A 16,690-nucleotide genomic window follows, 5' to 3' on the forward strand; every position below is an offset into this window, starting at 1 on the left:
CTTAAACAAAATGGAACAATGAATATACCAGCAGAACTAAAATACACCAAAGACCACGAGTGGATAAAAATCGAGGGCGATGTTGCCACAGTTGGAATCACGGATTTCGCCCAAGGTGAATTAGGTGATATTGTTTATGTAGAAGTAGAGACTGTAGATGAGACTCTAGATAAAGAAGAGGTCTTCGGTACCGTTGAAGCCGTAAAAACGGTTTCAGATTTGTTTTTGCCCTTAAGTGGTGAGATTATAGAATTTAATGAAGCTTTGGAAGACGAACCCGAAAAAGTAAATACCGACCCATACGGTGTAGGCTGGATGATTAAAATTAAGATGAGTGACCCCTCCGAAACGGAAGGGTTAATGAGTGATGAGGATTATAAGGCATTGATCGGTGCTTAAAACATATATTTTTACCTTCTTATTTATAAGCTGGATATTGTTCATAACAATGCTCAGCTTATTTTCTTTTTCAGATCTTGATTTGGATACCGGGAATTTGAACATCCCCTATGCCGACAAGGTCACCCACTTTACCTTTTATATGATTTTCGCTCTTTTGGGCTGCCTTTTTCTTAGGGAACGAACAAAGGGCAGTATGAAATTGGGAAAAGCGGCAATTTTAATAGGTTTTGTGGCTGTGTTTTATGGTATGCTTATTGAGGTATTGCAATACACTTTGACCACAGATCGCATGGCAGAATTTGGCGATGTTCTTGCGAATACCTTGGGGGCAATTGTAGGAGTTAGCTTAATTAAATGGTATTTTTCTAAAGAAAGGCCGTTAAAATGGAAATATTAATTGTTTATTTAGCCAATTAAATATTAAATTAGCAAACACTAAAATCAAAACGATGGAACTAAAAAAGAATCCAAAAGCAGATGTAGGAAAAAACAGTTCGCTCTATTTTGTGATAGGGTTGGCAGCTGTTTTGGGGTTGGTTTATGGAGCCATGGAATGGAAGAAATACGATAAAAGCAACGATTACGATATCTCAATGAATGTTGAGGATCAGTTGGACGAAGAGGTGCCAATGACGGAGCAAATAAAGACGCCACCGCCACCACCGCCACCTGCAGCTCCAGAAGTAATCGAGGTTGTTGAGGATGAAGAAGAGGTTGAGGAAACTGTTATCGAATCCACGGAAACCAGTCAGGAAGAAGAAGTGATGGAAGTTGAAGAGGTAGAGGTTGAAGAAGTGGAGGAAGACATTTCTGTTCCGTTTGCCGTTATTGAAGATGTGCCAGTTTTTCCTGGATGCGAACGATCTAGCAATAAAAAAGCATGTTTCCAGGAAATGATGCAGAAGCATATCCGTAAAAACTTCCGTTACCCAGAAATCGCCCAGGAAATGGGTGTACAAGGAAGGGTAAATGTAATTTTTGTTATCCAAAAAGATGGAAGCATTGGAAATATTAGAATGCGTGGACCAGATAAGAACTTGGAAAAAGAAGCCTTACGTATTATCCAGAAATTACCAAAAATGACTCCTGGTAAGCAACGGGGAAGAGCTGTAAAAGTTCCTTTTAGTATTCCAATTACCTTTAAGCTACAGTAAAATATTTAATGTTCCTGTCGAGGCAGGAATGGAAAAAGCCCTAGTTGAAAAACTAGGGCTTTTTTTGTGAATATAAATTTGAATTAGGCGTGATAATAACGCTCATTGATAATTTTACCATCTTTCCATTGTGTACGCACAACTTGCTCAAACCTGTGCTTTGTCCCATCGTTGGTATCGAATTCCATAATCGCCTCGTAAAAAGTAGTATCCCCTTTTACTGCAGGACCACTGATAACTTTGTATCCGTGGAAGGCGGTCACTGTATCCAATAATTTTTGCTCTTCTATAAGGCAAAACGTTTTCCCTACTTTTGCGGGATTGTTCCCTTCAAAAAGTTGTACGTCATCGGCCAGATAGTTTTCCATGGCCTCGATAAATTTTCCTTTAGCCAATAAGCTGGTCACTTCGTTTGCTTTGCTCAACAATTCTTGCTCCTGTATTGTAGTTTCCATATTTAAATGTTTTAGGTGAATAACTTGTTTGGAGCAAAAGTAACTGCGAATGAGACCTTTCTAATTGCCGATGTTTCCCGAATACTGTTATGGATTTCCCTAAATGCTGGAAGTTTTATTGTCTGACGAGAGATTGGAACTAAAATACAAGAAGCTGGCAACTACAAACAGAAGAAATATGGCATCGTCATAAACGGTGCCATGGACTAACCGGGTGACTAAGGCACCTACCATAACAGGGGCTAAGATTAACCCGCCCCAATGCCTCACTTTGGGAATCAAAAGAAGTAATCCACCACTAACCTCAAGAATACCCACCAAGACACGAAACCATACAGGATAGCCCCAGTTGGTAAAAGCATTGGTCCAAAAGCCATCTGGGTCCAGCTTTCTAATGCCATTGAGAATCATGGAATGGGCCAACCAAGCACTCATTATCCAAATAAGGATAGGTTGTAATTTTGTGAGCTTTGCTCTAATAAGTGTTAAATATTTCATTTTAAACCAATTTGATTGGCCTAAATTAAATTTCAGGTCAATGTCATGCCTAGAAATGTGATGACTTGCCCAATTTTTGTGATGGAAGTTTGGTTTCAACAATAAACCTTTTAAAAATTTGGGTGTAGCTCTTACTAACTTTCAGGGTCTTCCCATTTTCGAAACGTATCAGATACCCGCCATTTGGATCAATGCTATATGACTGGAGTTTTTTGGTATTGATTATGGATCTTCGATGAACTCTGAGAAAATCATTGGGGTTCAGTTCACTTTCCAAGTCACTAATTTTACGCCGTATCAAAACTTTGGATCCATCACGGGAATGTACCGATACATAATTTCCTTCCGATTCAAAAAAAACAACGTCTCCCATTTCAACAAAAAAATGATCATTGCGAATTCGATAGGGAATTCTATCCGGATAAGAAAGAGGTGCTGGGTTGCGTTTTACCACTCCCAAATAAAACAAGACTGCCGCGATCGCTACATAAACTATAGAAGCAAAAATTGAAGAATGCAGTATCATGAATCTATAACTCATCCAAAGATCATAACTCCTATCACGCACGGACCACTCGATAACAGATAAGATTAAAAAATATAGGAGCACAAATACCAATCCGGTAAGACCGACAACCAATGCCCGAAGCATTTTGTTATCTTTTTTTAAATTCCAACTCCAAGGAAATAAAAAAGCAATTAGGGAAAAGGAAAGGTATTCAAAAAGAAGCGGAGAAAGCAAGATTGCAGGTGGGTCATCATATTGCCCATAAATAATCGTATTTCTTAAAAAAACGGACACAGCTGTTCCAAAACCACCTAAAACAATCCATACAAAAGCTTTAAAGGATTTGTTGTTATTGTAGACTTCGGCTATTTTCCTTTTCAAGTTGTTTTACTGGATTGTCTTTAGTTAGCTAAGCTTTTATAAACCGTTTCCCTCATTTTTTCAGGGTTGATATATCCATTTCCATGGGTTGAATCATATTTCGCCAACAAAGAAGTATCATTCTTTACTTGGTCTAAACCTTTTCCAGCATCAATTTCTTTCTGAACTATGGTTTGAATGTCTTCCAACATCTTGGTGTAACTTTCCAGTTCTTTTTTGTCGGAAGGTCTTCCATGACCTGGTATAATCTTGGTGTGTTCATCAATGACCATAAGCACTTTCTTATGGGCAGCGATATAACCTTTGACACTACCTCCATTGTTTAGGTCAATATAAGGGTAGCGACCGGAAAAATAAGTATCACCCATATGAAGCACATTTTCAGTCACAAATTAAATCATCGTATCACCATCAGTATGTGCTTTGTGCACATGAAGTGCCATTACGGTTTCATCCCCATCATAAAAGGTCATTCCTTCCGAATAAGTAATTTCCGGCAAGCTTTTTTCATAGTCTGATTGGCTCATTTTGTTGGCCGCTACATTTTGTTGTCCCTTGGTCTCAAGTCTTTTCCGAACATTGTCATGGGCAACCAAAGTGGTGTTTTCCGTATTGAAATTGATATTTCCACCCGTATGATCTCCATGCATATGCGTATTTACCAAATACGAAATAGGCTTGTCGGTCAAATTGGAAATAGCGGCCTTGATTTTAGAACTCAGGGGGGCAAACTGATCATCGACCATAAATACATGATTATTTCCAACGTAAATTCCAATATTTCCACCCCTTCCTGTCAACATGTAGGTGTTTTGGCCCAAGGTGTCTATGGATATGGTCACATCCTGACTGTAAATTGAAAATGCAAAAAGAACGGCTATTGAGAGCAAAAAGTTACGCATAGCTATAGTTTTAGGGTTGATTTTGATTAATAAGACGCAGCGTCCATTCAAAAATAACATAAAGACTGACAATAGGTTGGAAATGAGATATTGCGACGTTATCTTTGCCAGCCAATTGAATTTGTGGATGAAACCCGCCGTAAGTTCCGTAAAAAATGCATCCTTGTCTTTGACTTTTGCCGATTTTAAAGAAATCACTAAAGCCAAACTGGCCGTAAGTGTGGTTTTTTCTTCCATCGCAGGCTATTTTTTGGGAGCTACCCAGATTGATTTAATGTCTGTGTTGTTGCTCGCCTTTGGTGGTTATTGCATGGTTGGGGCATCCAACGCGTACAACCAAATCATTGAGAAGGATCTAGATGCTCTAATGAACCGAACCAAAAACCGACCAATACCTGGCGGAAGAATGTCGGTGCAAATGGCAATGACCATTGCGGTCACCTTAACAGCAATTGGGGTGATAGCCTTATACATGCTTAATCCAAAAACAGCAATGTTCGGAGCCATTTCAATTTTTTTATACACCAGCGTTTACACGCCTTTAAAAACAAAGACGCCATTATCGGTATTTGTTGGTGCATTTCCTGGAGCCATTCCATTTATGTTGGGCTGGGTTGCGGCCACCAACGAGTTTGGAATTGAGCCTGGAACATTGTTCATGATTCAATTTTTTTGGCAATTTCCCCATTTTTGGGCATTGGGATGGATGCTGGATGAAGATTACAAAAAAGGCGGATTTAAAATGTTGCCCACAGGAAAGAAAGATGCCGGAACCGCCCTGCAAATTATACTGTACACCATTTGGATGATTGTTATTTCCGTAATGCCCGCATTTGGGTTTACGGGGAGATTGCATTTGTCTATACCGGCTGCTGTGATTGTATTGCTTTCCGGATTGGTAATGTTGATATTTGCATTCAAATTATATGAAAAGAGGGATAATATGTCTGCCCGAAGATTAATGTTGGCAAGTGTAACCTACATATCACTCATTCAAATTATATACGTAATAGACAAGTTTGTTAGCTAGCATATGGATTTAACCGAAGTAGATATTGAAGTAAAAAACCGACGAGCAAAAAAAATGATGCTGTGGTTCGGTATTGTGAGTCTGATTATGGGTTTTGCCGGTTGGACCAGTGCCTATATTGTAAGCAGCAAGCGAGAAGATTGGATCAGTGATTTGGAATTGCCCCAAGCATTTTTTATTAGCACCGCTGTAATAATTCTAAGTAGCATCACCTATTTTTTAGCCAAACTGTCTGTAAGCAGAAATGATCAATCCAAAGGAACCCTATTATTAGTTATAACTTTGGTATTGGGCATTACGTTTATTATCCTGCAATTTTTGGGATTCTCCCAAATGGTGGAAAATGGGTATTACTTTACCGGCCCAACAAGCAATATTAAAATGTCTTATGTGTTTTTGATTGCGGCGGTGCATATTGCACATTTGGTGGCAGGTTTGATTTCACTGCTGGTCGTATTGGTGCAACAGTTGCGGGGAAAATACATGCCAGGAAATATGTTGGGATTGGAACTAGGTGCCACTTTCTGGCATTTTTTGGATTTTCTTTGGGTGTATTTAATACTATTCATGTATTTCGTGAAATAAATTTGAATCGATTCAGTTTTCATTCAACTTTATCTTTTCGAATACACCAAAAGATGTAAATTTGTGAAAGTTTTATTAAAACGACCTTTTATATGAATACAACGGTGACTACCGGTACTGAAGAAAGCGTTTGGGGAGGCGGAAATCAGCCACTGAACGCTAGCTACGGAAAAATGATGATGTGGTTTTTTATTGTCTCGGATGCCTTGACCTTTTCTGGCTTCTTGGTTTCTTATGGCTTTTCAAGGTTCAAGTTTATCGAAACTTGGCCCATTGCCGATGAGGTGTTTACCCACGTACCCTTTTTCCATGGAAATTACCCCATGATTTATGTAGCCTTTATGACCTTTGTTTTGATTATGTCCTCCGTCACCATGGTACTTGCTGTGGATGCCGGGCACAAAATGATGCAAAAAAAGGTAATTCTCTATATGTTCCTTACCATAATCGGCGGAGCAATTTTTGTTGGTTCCCAGGCTTGGGAATGGGCAACTTTTATAAAAGGGGATTATGGAGCATTGGAGACCAAGGGAGGAAGAATACTTCAATTTGTGGATGCCGAGACTGGCGAAAGAGCGGCTTTGGCCGATTTTTCAAAGGCACTACCGGAAGATAGGGTGAAGCACGAGAAAAGTGAGGGTGTATGGTTTATGCAAGACGGCTATAAAACTTCATTTTCTTTAAATGAGGTGGTGGCAGGATTTAAGGCAACACCTAACATTTTGATTCGTACAGAGACCATCAATGAAGAAGGTGAAAAAACGGTGTTATCTCGACAAGAATCGTTAGCTAAACTCAACAGTGCGACCCAAGTGGTTGAAGGCGCAAACCTGATTCACAACGAATACGGAAGTCGATTATTCGCGGACTTTTTCTTTTTCATTACAGGATTTCACGGATTTCACGTATTCTCAGGAGTACTTATAAATATTATCATTTTCTTCAATATCATCCTAGGTACCTATGAGCGTCGTGGACATTATGAAATGGTGGAGAAAGTTGGTCTGTACTGGCACTTTGTAGATTTAGTATGGGTATTTGTATTCACATTCTTTTATTTGGTATAATTTGATTTGTCATTTCCACAAAGGTGGAAATCCATAACATAAAACAACATGGCACACGAACATAAACTTGAAATTTTTAGAGGATTAGTAAAGTTTAAAAACAATATCCAAAAAATATGGGGAGTATTGATTTTTCTTTCCATTGTCACCGCAGTAGAGGTTGTTCTGGGGATTTTTAAACCTGAAGTTTTGACCCAAAATTATTTTATAGGAATGAAACTCCTCAACTGGATATTCATCATTCTTACTTTAGTAAAGGCATATTACATCGCTTGGGACTTTATGCACTTGCGTGACGAGAGAAGTTCCTTGAGAAGGGCGATTGTATGGACCCCAATATTTTTGATATGTTATTTGGTGTTTATTTTACTTTTTGAAGCGGATTACATCTATAACATATTCAAGGATGGATACCTGTCCTGGAATTTCTAGAAAAGTATTAACAAATGAAAAAGGCGGTTTTAAACCGTCTTTTTTATTTTTGTACCACTCAAACATTTATGAAAAAGACGTTTGTTTTAGTTGTTTTGTTTATTCTCCCACTGGTGGCTTACCTATTCTTTGCATCAGGAGTGAACAACTTTGGAAAACTTCCAATACTAACAACAGATTTACCTGAACTTTCTAATTTTAAGGGTGACATCAAACTTCAAAATAAAATAACCATTCTTGGATTTTTAGGAAATGAAGTTGAAAAGAGAAGAGGAAATGCCTTCAACCTTAACCAAAAAATATACAAGAGGTTTGGGGAATTCAAAGATTTGCAATTTATCATGATTGCTCCAGAGGGTACTGAAGATAAAACGGCTGCATTAAAAAAGGAATTGGGAAAGTTGTCAGATGTCTCAAAATGGAATTTTGCTTTCGGTACCAATGAAGAAATAGCTTCATTTTTCGAGGGTATGAAAACGGGAATGCAGTTGGATACCGATATGGGCACCCCATATGTTTTTATAGTGGACAAAGAATTGAATCTAAGAGGTAGAAATGACGATGAGGATGAAGGTGTCAAATATGGGTTTAACACCAACTCTGTAGCAGAATTGAATAATAAAATGGAAGACGATGTGAAGATAATCCTTGCAGAATATCGTCTAGCACTAAAGAAGAACAATGCCGATAGGAGCGAACAGTAAAAAGAAATACAATTACGTTTGGATATCCGCGGTCATCCTGATTTTCGGCATTTTTGCCGTATACGAAATGACCAAAAAACTCAAGGAAGGGGAAGTGGTGGAAAACGACAGAATGAGCGTCCATGCCCTGCAAAAGGAATTGGGTTTTATTATCGGGAATGGCCAAAAAAGAAAAGTACCATCTTTTTCCTTCTTGAACCAGGATAGCGTATTGGTCTCCAATGAAGATTATTTGGGCAAGGTATATGTGGTTGAGTTCTTTTTTACAACTTGTCCAACCATATGCCCTATTATGACCAAGAACTTGGTGGAACTTCAGGATACTTTTAAGGACCAAAAGAATTTTGGTGTGGCATCGTTCACCATAAATCCACGTTACGATACCCCTGGCATTTTAAAGAAATATGCAGATAAATATGGTGTGGAAGATAAAGATTGGCATCTCATGACCGGGGACAGGGATTCCATTTATAGATTGGCCCAAGAAGGTTTTTATATTGTGGCAAATGAAGTTGAAGATGCCCCAGGTGGATTTGAGCATTCAGGTATGTTCGCTTTGGTGGATAAGCAGGGGTACATTAGATCTAGGAATGATGACCATGGAAACCCTTTAATATATTACCGCGGAACCATAACAGAAAAACAGGGTGTAAATGCTGAGGGCGAGGCACAGCAAATAACCATGTTAAAAGAGGATATTCAAAAATTATTGTTGGAAAAATGAAGGAAGTAATTTCAGCCAATGAAAAACAGGTCAAGAAATGGATTACCGCTGTTTCCATTGTCGTCCCTTTACTTGTGGCACTACTTTTTATGTACAAGATTCCAGACGCAAAGCCATTGACTTTTTTACCGCCCATCTACGCGTCTATTAATGGACTTACGGCCGTATTACTTTTCGCAGCCGTAATGGCAATTAAAAATGGAAAAAGAAAAGTGCACCAAAAACTGATGACAACGTGCATTGTGCTTTCGGCATTATTTTTAGTGATGTATGTTGCGTACCATATGACTTCTCAAAGTACACCCTACGGAGGGGAAGGAGTCTTGCGGTATATTTATTATTTTATTCTACTTACGCACATTTTACTTTCCATTGCAGTAATTCCTTTGGTACTTATAACGTATTCAAAAGGCTATATGGAAAATTACACAGCCCATAGAAAATGGGCTAAGTATACATTTCCTATTTGGTTATATGTTGCCGTAACGGGCGTTGTGGTATACCTTATGATTTCACCATATTATCAATATTGACTTTACCGTGAGAATCAGAATTTTTTTGCTTTTAATGGTTTTGATAATGCTTCCACAAATATCGGAAGCACAATGCGCAATGTGCAGGGCAGTAGTTGAAAGTGAAGTTGGCGGCGATACTGCTGAGGGAATCAACAACGGAATCGTTTACCTTATGGCAATTCCCTATATTTTGGTCGGAGCGCTTTTCTATTTCGTGTATAAAAAGCTGCGTAACTAGTCCATTTTTAAAGTTTTAACACTTTTTTTATCTTTAGAGTGTAACAATATGACATAAATTTTGTCATATTGGTGTACGTTAACGTATTCATCAATCATCAAACCCAACCATCATGTTCGACATTGAAAGGTGGCAAGAAATATTTGACACCATTAGGAAGAACAAACTCCGCACTTTTTTAACCGGACTTTCGGTAGCATCCGGTATTTTCATTCTTGTTATTTTATTGGGCTTTGGCCAAGGAATGCGAAATGGTATTGAGCATGAGTTCAAGCAAGATGCCACTACAAGCGTTTGGGCTTGGCCTGGAGTTACTTCAAAGGAGTTTAAAGGCCTTAATCCAGGAAGACGAATCCAATTCAATAACGAAAACTTTGAGAATACAGCCTCTATGTTTAGGGAAACGGTGGAGTACAAATCTCCTCGAATTTTTGTCCGAGGCATTACGGTGAACTATGGAAAAGAATCACTGGTATATAGTGTTCAGGGAGTAAGCGCCGATTTTCAGTTTATTGAAGGCCCCAAAATGAGGGAAGGCCGCTTTATCAACTATCAAGATGAAACCTCTACAGGCAAGGTGGCGGTAGTAGGAAACAAAATCAAAAAAGATGTTTTTACAGAGGTTGATTCACCAGTCGGTGAGTTTATAGAAATTTCGGGAATACCATTTAAAATAGTTGGGGTTTTTGGAGAAATGCAGGATCGAGAAGAAGAACGTATTTACATTCCCATTACAACCGCCCAAAAGGTTTTTAATGGTGGAAATAGGGTAAACAGTTTATCCTATACCCTTCCAGAAGTTGAAAATTTTGATCAAGCTGTAGCGCAAGCCGTGAAGTTTAAAGATGACCTTAGGTCATATTTGCAGCAATCGCATACCGTGGCTCCCGATGACGATGCCGCCATGAATGTATGGAGTGCAATGGAAGAAGCCAAAAGATATTATGGGATTACCAATAGCATGAAGCTGTTTTTTTGGTTCGTTGGAGGATGTACCATAATTGCCGGAGTAGTTGGAGTGAGCAATATAATGCTTATTGTCGTAAAGGAAAGAACACGGGAAATAGGTATACGCAAAGCACTTGGAGCCAAGCCATGGTCTATTGTTGGGATGATTTTGCACGAATCAATTTTTGTAACCGCCATTTCTGGCTTTTCAGGTTTGATTTTTAGCATGACCCTATTGGAAATTTTGGGGCCACATGTGCAAATTGATTATGTGCTGAATCCTTCTGTAAATTTCAAAGTGGCCTTCTCAACAGTCATGGTATTGATTTTTGCAGGAGCTCTTGCCGGGTTGGTCCCGGCGTTGCGGGCAGCCAGGGTCCAGGTAATAGAATCATTACGTGATGAGTAATTAATAAAAGAAGAATAAAGTAAAGATGTTCAATAGAGATAGATGGAGGGAAATATTGGAAGTGCTCACAAGCAATGTGGGCAGAACCATACTTACTGCATTTGGTGTGTGTTGGGGCATCTTTATCCTGATTGTTTTGCTGGCAGCGGGCAAGGGTTTTGAAAATGGTATAAGAGCCGATTTTGGAGATATTGCAACCAATACTATGTTTATGTGGACCCGTAGAACCACGAAACCGTACGAAGGCTTACCAAAGGATAGAAGTTTCGAGTTTAAGGTAAGTGATGTTCAGGCCATTTGGGATAATGTGCCAAATCTTAGGTTTGTTTCTCCCAGAAATCAATTGGGCGGATTTAGAGGCGCTGGCAACGTGGTTAGAGGTATTCAAGTTGGAGCCTATAATGTTTATGGAGACTATCCAGAAATTATCAACCAAGATCCCATGACGGTAACCTCTGGTCGGTTTGTAAATCATAATGATATCCGGGAAAAGCGAAAAGTTGCGGTTATTGGTCAGGGTGTAAAATCCGAGTTGTATGAGAAAGGCGAGGAAGTTTTGGGGACCTATATCAAAATTCAAGGAGTCAATTTCATGGTCATCGGAACCTACAAGAAAAAAAATAACGATGGTGATGGAGAAGAAGCCCAAAAAGAGATATTTGTTCCGTTCACCGCATTTTCACAGGCGTTCAATCGGGGAGAAGATGTGGGCTGGATGGCTATAACTGCAAATGATGGTAGTTCCATTTCCAAATTAAAGGAGAGTATTATCAATGTAATGCGGGAAAGACATAAGGTACACCCTGAAGACAATAGGGCCATAGGTTATTTTGATCTTTATGAACAGTTCAATAGGGTGGAAAGCCTTTTTGTTGGCCTAAAGGCCATAGCCTATATAGTCGGTATTATGGTCTTGCTTTCCGGAATCATTGGCGTGAGCAACATTATGCTTATTGTAGTAAAGGAACGCACCAAGGAAATTGGGATACGAAGAGCACTTGGAGAACAGCCCTGGTCCATTAAAAAACAAATTCTGATGGAATCCATATTCTTGACCATAATCTCTGGAATGGTCGGAATAATTTTTGGTTCCCTTGTCATTTACGGCATCAATTCCCTGCTGGATAGTGTAGGTCCGGTGGATATGTTCATCAATCCAAATGTGAGCGTTGGTGTTGTTAGCGGCGCATTAATAATATTAATGGTCTCAGGATTGCTCGCCGGATTCATACCTGCGAACAGTGCAATACGAGTGCGTCCAATAGAAGCTTTACGAACAGAATAAAAATCAATCAATCAAAATTAACCATAGCTAGCACAATGAAAAAGTCAGTAACCATCATCATCTTATTGCTCATCGTAGTCGTTTTTGGAGGATCTATGTATTATCTCTATCAAAAAAATACAGAGGATCCAGTGGTGTATGAAACCGAAAAGCTCTCAAAACAGAATATCATAAAAAAAGCAGTGGCAACCGGAAGCATTCTTCCGTTGGAAGAAGTATTGATCAAGCCCAACATTTCAGGGGTTATCGAAGAAATTTATGTGGAAGGTGGAGATTATGTGAAATCAGGTGATTTGTTGGCCAAAATAAAGGTAGTGCCCAACTTGAACGCCTTGAACGATGCTAAAAATGCCATCGATGAAGCCAAGATCAATTTGGACGATCAAAAAAGGAATTATGAAAGGCAGTTGTCCCTTTTTGACAAAGGTGTGATTTCCAAAGCTGATTTAGAACGGGCCCAAGTGGCTTATGATCAAGCAAGACAGTCTTATGGAGCGGCAAACAAGCGATACGATATTGTGAAAACAGGAACAACCTCGGGATTCAGCAATTCGGCCAATACTTTAATCAAATCAACTGTTAGTGGAATGGTCTTGGAAGTGCCTGTAGAAGTGGGAAATCAGGTTATTGAAAGTAACAATTTCAATGAAGGGACCACAATTGCTGCAGTGGCCGATGTGGAAAAAATGATTTTTGAAGGGAAAGTAGATGAATCTGAAGTTGGAAGAATAAAAGAGGACCTACCTTTGGAAATAACCGTTGGGGCAATTGAAAATAAAGTTTTTGATGCTGTGCTGGATTACATCGCACCCAAGGGAAAAGAAGAGAACGGGGCCATCCAATTTGAAATAAAAGGAACACTTAAAAAACAAGATTCCGTGTTTATAAGGGCCGGACTTAGTGCCAATGCCTCCATTATTCTTGCACGCGCGGATAGCGTTTTGGCGCTAAAAGAAGCTTTGGTCCAATTTGATGACGAAACAAAAAACCCTTATGTAGAAGTAGAAACTTCGGAGCAACAGTTTGAACGCAGGGAAATCGAATTGGGAGTCAGTGATGGTATTTTTGTCGAAGTAAAATCCGGACTTGCCATAGAAGATAAGGTCAAAGTTTGGAACGCCATTGAAGAAGAAGAAAACGCCGACTAACCATTTAACAAAAAATTTCAAAATAATCTTGTAACATTTTAACGACTTGTAAGTCATATTACAGGAGTCAAAATGCCAGATAGCTAATAGCACCAATCATGATAGAAATCAAAGACCTTCACAAGTCCTATAAAATGGGCAGTAATTCCCTTCATGTACTAAAAGGAATCAACTTTAAAGCCGAAGCGGGAGAGCTGGTGGCCATTATGGGATCTTCTGGTTCTGGAAAGTCTACCCTACTGAACATTCTGGGGATGCTCGATGGGGCGGATAGTGGTGAGTATACCTTGGATGGTGTTCCAATCAAAGATTTAAGCGAGACCAAAGCGGCACAATATAGAAACAAGTTTTTAGGCTTTGTTTTTCAATCCTTTAACTTGATCAATTACAAAAGTGCCTTAGAAAATGTTGCTTTACCACTCTATTATCAAGGAGTACCAAGAAAGGAACGACAGGAGAAGGCGCTCAAATATTTGGAGAGAGTTGGTTTAAAAGAATGGGCTACCCACTTGCCAAGTGAACTTTCAGGGGGTCAAAAACAGCGTGTGGCCATTGCAAGGGCGATGGCAGCCGAACCTAAAGTACTTCTCGCCGATGAGCCAACTGGAGCACTTGATAGTACTACATCATATGAGGTCATGGATTTGATTCAGAAAATCAATGATGATGGAAACACAATCCTTGTAGTAACACACGAAGAAGATATAGCACATATGTGCAAACGCATTGTCCATTTAAAAGATGGGGTGATTGTCGAAGACAAAAAGGTAAAACAAGTTAGGGCCGAGCAATATGTTTGATAGAGACATTTGGCAAGAAATATTCAATACACTTAAAAAGAACAAGCTCCGTACTTTTTTGACGGGTTTTTCTGTTGGCTGGGCCATCTTTATTTTGGTAATGCTATTGGCCTCGGTTAACGGAATGCAGAATGGATTTGTTGGTCAATTCAATGATGATGCAACCAACTCAATTTTTGTGCGTCCGGGCACAACTGCAAAAGCCTATGCCGGTTTTGAGGCTGGAAGACGCATCCAGTTTAAAAATGAGGATATTGAGTACATAAAACAGAGCTTTCCTGATGATATTGAATATATCAGTGCCAGATATTACGCAAATACCACTGCCAAATATCAAAGTGAAACAGGATCTTATCGCGTTCAAGCGGTGCATCCAGATCATCAGGTGATAGAGAAAACAATCGTAATAAAAGGAAGGTACATTAATGAGGCGGATCAAATAAACAAAGCCAAAGTTGCCGTAATTGGACGAAAGGTCGCCGAGGATCTTTTTAAAACAGAGGATCCGTTGGGCAAGTTTGTAGAATTCAACAATTTACCATTTAAAGTAATTGGTGTTTTTATAGATGAGGGTGATGACAATGCAGAGAGGGTGATTTACGCTCCGGTGAGTACCTACCAGAGGATTTATGGAAATACAAATTATATCAGCCAAGTTCTCTTGACCTATAATCCCACATACGACCTTACCAAGGCATTGGAGTTTTCCGGAAGGTTGGAAGATTTGATGAAAAGAAGACATAAAGTTGCACCCAACGATCAATCTGGATTGTTTGTGTGGAATTATGCAGAAGCCTTTGATGATATCAGCAGCTTTTCAGCAGTTTTAAGAGCTATAGGAATTGGAGTTGGCTTTTTGATTTTAATTGCGGGAATTGTGGGTATTGGAAATATCATGGTTTTTACAATAAAAGAACGAACTAAAGAGATAGGTGTTAGAAAGGCATTGGGAGCCAAACCCAGACAAATTATTAATCTGGTGCTTTTGGAGTCTATTTTTATTACCGCGCTTTCCGGGTTTATAGGTTTGACGTTCGCTTGGATAATCTTGGCGGCAATAGGGCCCAATATAGAGACCCCAGCCTTCAGCAATCCCAATGTTAGTGCTTCCACAGTTATTACCGCAACTATTGTGTTGATAATAGCTGGTGTAATGGCCGGATTGATACCCGCAATAAAGGCGGCAAATGTAAAACCCATAGTGGCATTAAGTGATAAATAATTATGTGGTTATTCGATAAAGATTTATGGTCTGAAATTTTTCACACGCTTGGAAAAAATATGCTACGAACATTTTTGACCATGCTTGGGGTTATTTTTGCTATGCTCATTTTGGTATTGCTGTTAGGGTCTGCAAATGGAATGAGCAATGGGTTTGACAAGATTTTTGCCGGCACTGCTTCTAATAGCCTTTTTGTATGGGGGCAAAGTACCTCAGAACCTTACAAAGGTTTTGAACGGGGTCGTCGAATTCGATATAAAATTGAGGATGCCCATATTTTGAAAGAACAAATCCCTGAAATAGAGGTATTGGCTCCACGAATAGAACTTGGTAGCCACAGGGCAGTAACCACAGTTTACAGAAAAGGGCAGACCAGTGGATCATCGGTTTATGGGGATTACCCCGAAATTGATAATATTACCAAGAAGAAACTGGTTGAAGGAAGGTTTTTGAACAATAATGATATAGAACATTCAAAAAAGGTCTGTGTTATTGGAGAAGAAACCTATAAGCTATTGTTTGAAAAAGGGGAGAAAGCCATTGGCGGCGAAATTCGAATCAATGGAGTGTTTTTCACAGTTGTTGGTATTTACAAACCCAGTAAAAACATAAATATTGATGGTGAAAATGCGGTGTTCATACCATTTACAACTTTTCAAAAGGCGTTTAATTCAGGGGATAGAATGGGATGGATGGCTATAGCGGTTGAGCCAAATACCAAGGTGGCCGTTGTGGAAAAGCAAATAAAGACGATTCTAAAAAATAAATATGACATTCATCCAGATGATGAAAGGGCCATAGGAAGTTTCGACATGTCTGAAATCTTCAACAATATCTCAGCTTTCACCAATGTACTCAAAGGATTTTCATTTTTCATTGGAATATTTACTCTTTTGGCTGGAGTAATTGCAATTAGTAACATATTGTTGATTACAGTAAAAGAACGAACCAAGGAAATTGGGGTTAGAAGGGCATTGGGGGCGACCCCTGTTGTGGTAAAAAGACAGATTGTGGTCGAGGCCATAGTTTTGACCGCTTTTGCCGGACTTATTGGTTTTGCAATTTCTGTGGGAGTTTTGGCCATACTAAATTCATTATGGGGCAGTGGCGATGATTTTCCCTTTGTCAATCCAATGGTGAATATTCCCCAATTCGGAATTTCGTTTTTACTAATGATCACCTTAAGCGTACTGATTGGGTTGTTGCCAGCAAACAAAGCCATTAGAGTACGGCCAATTGAAGCATTAAGAGAAGAATAATCAATCAGAATAAATAAATAGCAG

Annotated in this window: 22 protein-coding genes; 17 read left to right on the plus strand and 5 right to left on the minus strand. The window is 39.2% G+C overall.

Annotated elements, in window-relative coordinates; all coding sequences use genetic code 11:
* Window positions 1-18: 18 nt before the first annotated feature.
* From gcvH to ACULLG_RS06600, 3 genes are read left to right on the plus strand one after another with little or no spacing between them, the layout of a single operon-like run.
* On the plus strand, window positions 19-399 hold the full coding sequence (gene gcvH / locus ACULLG_RS06590) for a glycine cleavage system protein GcvH (protein WP_452125977.1): 381 nt from the start codon (window positions 19-21) through the stop codon (window positions 397-399).
* A 49-nt stretch (window positions 400-448) separates the two neighbouring features.
* Complete coding sequence (locus ACULLG_RS06595; RefSeq protein WP_452125978.1) at window positions 449-799, plus strand: VanZ family protein; 351 nt, start codon at window positions 449-451, stop codon at window positions 797-799.
* Window positions 800-851: 52 nt separating this feature from the next.
* Window positions 852-1,556 carry an energy transducer TonB gene (locus tag ACULLG_RS06600; RefSeq protein ID WP_452125979.1) on the plus strand — a complete coding sequence of 235 codons (705 nt, stop codon included), beginning with the start codon at window positions 852-854 and terminating at the stop codon, window positions 1,554-1,556.
* Window positions 1,557-1,639: 83 nt separating this feature from the next.
* On the opposite strand, the gene ACULLG_RS06605 is transcribed toward ACULLG_RS06600, so the two are convergent.
* From ACULLG_RS06605 to ACULLG_RS06625, 5 genes are all read right to left on the minus strand, one after another.
* On the minus strand, window positions 1,640-2,011 hold the full coding sequence (locus ACULLG_RS06605) for a hypothetical protein (RefSeq protein WP_452125980.1): 372 nt from the start codon (window positions 2,009-2,011) through the stop codon (window positions 1,640-1,642).
* A 99-nt stretch (window positions 2,012-2,110) separates the two neighbouring features.
* Window positions 2,111-2,509 carry a DoxX family protein gene (locus tag ACULLG_RS06610; RefSeq protein ID WP_452125981.1) on the minus strand — a complete coding sequence of 133 codons (399 nt, stop codon included), beginning with the start codon at window positions 2,507-2,509 and terminating at the stop codon, window positions 2,111-2,113.
* A 49-nt stretch (window positions 2,510-2,558) separates the two neighbouring features.
* The gene (locus ACULLG_RS06615; RefSeq protein ID WP_452125982.1) at window positions 2,559-3,398 is read right to left on the minus strand and encodes a LytR/AlgR family response regulator transcription factor; all 840 of its coding nucleotides are present in this window, start codon (window positions 3,396-3,398) and stop codon (window positions 2,559-2,561) included.
* Window positions 3,399-3,418: 20 nt separating this feature from the next.
* Complete coding sequence (locus ACULLG_RS06620; protein WP_452125983.1) at window positions 3,419-3,766, minus strand: hypothetical protein; 348 nt, start codon at window positions 3,764-3,766, stop codon at window positions 3,419-3,421.
* Window positions 3,767-3,790: 24 nt separating this feature from the next.
* Window positions 3,791-4,300, minus strand: a complete 510-nt coding sequence (locus ACULLG_RS06625; protein ID WP_452125984.1) for an MBL fold metallo-hydrolase — start codon at window positions 4,298-4,300, stop codon at window positions 3,791-3,793.
* A 127-nt stretch (window positions 4,301-4,427) separates the two neighbouring features.
* Here ACULLG_RS06625 and cyoE point away from each other — a divergent pair, with 127 nt between their 5' ends.
* The 14 genes from cyoE (at window position 4,428) to ACULLG_RS06695 (ending at window position 16,666) form a co-directional block, all read left to right on the plus strand.
* Window positions 4,428-5,330 (plus strand): heme o synthase, encoded by a 903-nt coding sequence (gene cyoE, locus ACULLG_RS06630; RefSeq protein ID WP_452125985.1) that lies wholly within the window; start codon window positions 4,428-4,430, stop codon window positions 5,328-5,330.
* Window positions 5,331-5,333: 3 nt separating this feature from the next.
* Complete coding sequence (locus tag ACULLG_RS06635) at window positions 5,334-5,915, plus strand: cytochrome c oxidase subunit 3 (RefSeq protein ID WP_452125986.1); 582 nt, start codon at window positions 5,334-5,336, stop codon at window positions 5,913-5,915.
* A 92-nt stretch (window positions 5,916-6,007) separates the two neighbouring features.
* Window positions 6,008-6,982, plus strand: a complete 975-nt coding sequence (locus tag ACULLG_RS06640; protein WP_452125987.1) for a cytochrome c oxidase subunit 3 — start codon at window positions 6,008-6,010, stop codon at window positions 6,980-6,982.
* Window positions 6,983-7,030: 48 nt separating this feature from the next.
* Window positions 7,031-7,414, plus strand: a complete 384-nt coding sequence (locus ACULLG_RS06645; RefSeq protein WP_452125988.1) for a cytochrome C oxidase subunit IV family protein — start codon at window positions 7,031-7,033, stop codon at window positions 7,412-7,414.
* A 68-nt stretch (window positions 7,415-7,482) separates the two neighbouring features.
* A complete protein-coding gene (locus tag ACULLG_RS06650; protein WP_452125989.1) occupies window positions 7,483-8,118 on the plus strand; it encodes a hypothetical protein in 636 nt (211 codons plus the stop codon).
* Window positions 8,096-8,842 (plus strand): SCO family protein, encoded by a 747-nt coding sequence (locus ACULLG_RS06655; RefSeq protein WP_452125990.1) that lies wholly within the window; start codon window positions 8,096-8,098, stop codon window positions 8,840-8,842. Before ACULLG_RS06650 ends, ACULLG_RS06655 begins: the two co-directional genes overlap by 23 nt.
* Window positions 8,839-9,375 (plus strand): DUF420 domain-containing protein, encoded by a 537-nt coding sequence (locus tag ACULLG_RS06660; RefSeq protein ID WP_452125991.1) that lies wholly within the window; start codon window positions 8,839-8,841, stop codon window positions 9,373-9,375. Before ACULLG_RS06655 ends, ACULLG_RS06660 begins: the two co-directional genes overlap by 4 nt.
* A 46-nt stretch (window positions 9,376-9,421) precedes the next feature.
* Window positions 9,422-9,595, plus strand: a complete 174-nt coding sequence (locus ACULLG_RS06665) for a hypothetical protein (protein WP_452125992.1) — start codon at window positions 9,422-9,424, stop codon at window positions 9,593-9,595.
* Window positions 9,596-9,707: 112 nt separating this feature from the next.
* Entirely contained in the window at window positions 9,708-10,952 is a 1,245-nt protein-coding gene (locus tag ACULLG_RS06670; RefSeq protein ID WP_452125993.1) for an ABC transporter permease, read from the plus strand.
* A 25-nt stretch (window positions 10,953-10,977) separates the two neighbouring features.
* On the plus strand, window positions 10,978-12,237 hold the full coding sequence (locus tag ACULLG_RS06675) for an ABC transporter permease (protein ID WP_452125994.1): 1,260 nt from the start codon (window positions 10,978-10,980) through the stop codon (window positions 12,235-12,237).
* Between the two features lie 35 nt (window positions 12,238-12,272).
* Window positions 12,273-13,385 (plus strand): efflux RND transporter periplasmic adaptor subunit, encoded by a 1,113-nt coding sequence (locus ACULLG_RS06680; RefSeq protein WP_452125995.1) that lies wholly within the window; start codon window positions 12,273-12,275, stop codon window positions 13,383-13,385.
* A 98-nt stretch (window positions 13,386-13,483) separates the two neighbouring features.
* On the plus strand, window positions 13,484-14,185 hold the full coding sequence (locus tag ACULLG_RS06685; RefSeq protein ID WP_452125996.1) for an ABC transporter ATP-binding protein: 702 nt from the start codon (window positions 13,484-13,486) through the stop codon (window positions 14,183-14,185).
* Window positions 14,178-15,407 (plus strand): ABC transporter permease, encoded by a 1,230-nt coding sequence (locus ACULLG_RS06690; protein WP_452125997.1) that lies wholly within the window; start codon window positions 14,178-14,180, stop codon window positions 15,405-15,407. The genes ACULLG_RS06685 and ACULLG_RS06690 overlap by 8 nt, the downstream gene beginning before the upstream one ends.
* A 59-nt stretch (window positions 15,408-15,466) precedes the next feature.
* On the plus strand, window positions 15,467-16,666 hold the full coding sequence (locus tag ACULLG_RS06695) for an ABC transporter permease (RefSeq protein WP_452125998.1): 1,200 nt from the start codon (window positions 15,467-15,469) through the stop codon (window positions 16,664-16,666).
* Window positions 16,667-16,690: the final 24 nt, after the last annotated feature.

It is taken from the genome of Flagellimonas sp. 2504JD1-5 (assembly GCF_053618295.1).